General features: G+C 71.0%; 4 protein-coding genes. 1 reads left to right on the top strand and 3 read right to left on the bottom strand.

The window, feature by feature from the left end; all coding sequences use genetic code 11:
• From AX685_RS13785 to AX685_RS13775, 3 genes are all read right to left on the bottom strand, one after another.
• On the bottom strand, positions 1–749 hold a 749-nt coding region (locus tag AX685_RS13785; RefSeq protein ID WP_156445810.1), incomplete at its 3' end, for a tetratricopeptide repeat protein.
• Positions 750–753: 4 nt separating this feature from the next.
• Entirely contained in the window at positions 754–1272 is a 519-nt protein-coding gene (locus tag AX685_RS13780; protein ID WP_066489648.1) for a hypothetical protein, read from the bottom strand.
• Positions 1272–1988, bottom strand: a complete 717-nt coding sequence (locus tag AX685_RS13775; protein ID WP_066489645.1) for a ParA family protein — start codon at positions 1986–1988, stop codon at positions 1272–1274. Before AX685_RS13775 ends, AX685_RS13780 begins: the two co-directional genes overlap by 1 nt.
• Positions 1989–2187: 199 nt before the next feature.
• On the opposite strand from AX685_RS13775, the gene AX685_RS13770 reads away from it, so the two are divergent.
• Positions 2188–2766 (top strand): tetratricopeptide repeat protein (locus tag AX685_RS13770; protein ID WP_197418621.1); only part of this gene is annotated, 579 nt, incomplete at its 3' end.

Here is a 2766-nt window from a genome sequence, read left to right as displayed (position 1 = left end):
CCCGCCAGCGCCAGCGCGACCGGCTGTCCCGGATCGACCACGGGCGTGACGCCCAGCAGCGACGCGACCTGATCGGATGCCGAACGCGGCCGCACGAAACTGGCCCATTCGCCCAGCCGCGCATCGACCGCACCCGCGTCCAGATCGACGCTGACCAGCGCGCGCGCCTCGGCCCAGCGGCCCGCCATGGCATAGGCCAGCGCCAGGTTCTGGCGCGTCTTGGCATCCGCCTCCGCCGATCGCGCGGCGACCGTCAGCACCTCGACCGCGCCCGCCGGGTCACCCGCCAGCGCGATCGCCAGCCCGCGGTCGGCCGGCGCGATCGTTTCGGCATGCGCGTCCAGCGTCACGCGCGCCTCGTCCCACTTGCCCGTGCCGATCTGCGCCAGCGCCAGGTTCAGCGCCGCGCGGCCGTTGTCGGGCTGCAACGTGATGACGTCGCGATACGCCTGCTCGGCCGACGCGAACCGCCCGGCGCGCAGATAGGCCGCGCCCAGCAGCGCGCGATACCCCGCGTCCTGGCCGTTCAGCCCCACGGCCTCCTCGGCCAGCTTCACCGCCTTGTCCCACTGCTTCTTCGCCAGCATCCGCTGCGCGTCGGCGGCGCAATCGGCGGCGGCCTTCGCGTCCTTGGGATCGACGCGCGCGGTCGCTACGGCCGGTGCCGCACCATGGCTCAGCGACAGCGTCGCGACGGATGCGACCAGCAGGGCGGAAACCCCCGCGCCGGCAAGAGTGCGAATGGTCATTGGATCAGTCCCCCCGAACGATCGTCTGGTGCCCGTCGTCGGGCAGCTGCGCGCGCAGCGCCTCCACCTCGGGCATGGTGGCGATCAGCGCGTCGAGCGCGTGCGTGACAAGCTGCTGCGCCGACTGGCCGCGCACCGCCGCCGCCAACCGCAGCCGCAGGTGGCGTTCGCGGTCCAGCCGCAGCGTGAAGGCGGCCTTGCGCCCCGATGCCGGCAGCGGCAGCGGGGCCGGCGCGGCGGCAACGACCGGAGCGGCGGCGGCGACCGGAGCGGCGGCGGGCGCCGTCGCCGGCTCCTCCTCTTCCAGCACCAGCGCGGCCTGCAACTGCGCGCGCTCCTCCAGCACCAGCGGCAGCGGCTCGGGCGCGGCCGGGGCGGTGCCCATGTCGTTCCAGCCCAGTTCCTCCCCGGCGTGCGACAGTGCGGTCAGCGACGCGCCCTGCCGGCGCATCGCCGGTCGCGCCTGTCCCTTGCGCGCGAGCAGCCCGGAGGTCAGCGACGCCAGCGGTTTGGTACTCAGCATCAGCCCACCACCCGGCGGCCAAAGCCGCCCGCCTGTGGCCGTACCGATCCGTATCCGGCGCCCGGCTTGGGCGCGGAAAAGACCGTGCGGCGGAAATTCTTCTCCAGCCGGTCGGAGACATAGTCCCACAACTCGGCGATCTCGGCGGCGGAGCGGCCCTTGGGGTCAACCTCCATCACCGTCCGCCCGTCGATCATCGACGCGGCGAAATCGGTGCGTTGATGCACCGTGATCGGCGCTACTGTCCCATGTTGGGACAGAGCGACCGCCGCATCGGACGTGATCCGCGCCTTGGGCGTGGCAGCGTTGACGACGAAGATCAGCGGCTTGCCCGACCGTTCGCACAGGTCGACGGTCGCGCCGACCGCGCGCAGGTCGTGCGGGCTGGGGCGCGTCGGAATGACGATCAGCTCGGCGACCTGGATGACGCTCTGGATCGCCATGGTGATCGCTGGCGGAGTGTCGATCACCGCCAGCTTGAACCCCTGCTGCCGCAGCACCTCAAGGTCCGCGGCCAGCCGCGCGACCGTGGTCTGCGCGAAGGCGGGATATTCCTCCTCGCGCTCGTTCCACCAGTCCGCCAGCGATCCTTGCGGATCGATGTCGATCAGCACCACCGGGCCGGCACCGGCGCGCTGCGCCTGCACCGCCAGATGCCCGGACAGCGTGGTCTTCCCCGACCCGCCCTTCTGCGATGCCATCGCCAGTATGCGCATCTCGCCCCGTTCACCTCGTCGACGTTTCGGCTGCGGGAATGCCACGGCGATGTGGACGAACCGTTAATGCCGTTGCGAAACGATCGGACGCGATGGCACGCCGCCCACGGTGATGACGGATGGTTAATGCCTTTGCGCGCATGGCCGTGGTAAGGCATGAAGCCGGCACATGGGGCCGGCGTGTAAGGGGATATGCGCGATGAAGGGCAGTCTGGTGGCGGCGCTCGCCGCGGTGGCGATGCTGGCGCCGGCGGTTGCCGCGGCCGATGTGAAGGCGGGTGTCGAGGCATGGAGCAGCGGCGACTACGCCAAAGCGGTCGAACAATGGCGCGCGCCCGCCGCCGCGGGCGATGCCGATGCGCAGTTCAATCTGGGCCAGGCGTACAAATTGGGCCGCGGCGTCCCGGCCGATCAGGCGCAGGCGCTGGAATGGTTCCGCAAGGCCGCGATGCAGGGACATCCTCAGGCGGAGGACAATTACGGCCTGTCGCTGTTCCAGAACGATCGCAAGGCGGATGCGCTGCCGTGGCTGGAAAAGGCCGTGGCGCGTGACGAGAAGCGCGCGGAGCTGGTGCTGGGCACGATGCTGTTCAACGGCGATGCGGTGTCACGCGACTGGACGCGCGCCTATGCGCTGGTAACGCGATCGTCGCAGCAGGGCCTACCGCAGGGGTCGCAGACGCTGGCGCAGATGGATCGCTACATCCCGGAGGATCAGCGGCGCGAAGGGATCGCGATGGCGCAGCAGATCGAGGCGCGCGGCCGCGCGGTACAGGTC

The sequence above is a fragment of the Sphingomonas sp. CCH9-F2 genome, from assembly GCF_001556735.1.
GTDB lineage: Bacteria > Pseudomonadota > Alphaproteobacteria > Sphingomonadales > Sphingomonadaceae > Sphingomonas > Sphingomonas ginsenosidimutans.
The sequence above is the reverse complement of the archived record's forward strand: the minus strand, read 5'-3'. Positions and strand labels throughout refer to the sequence as shown.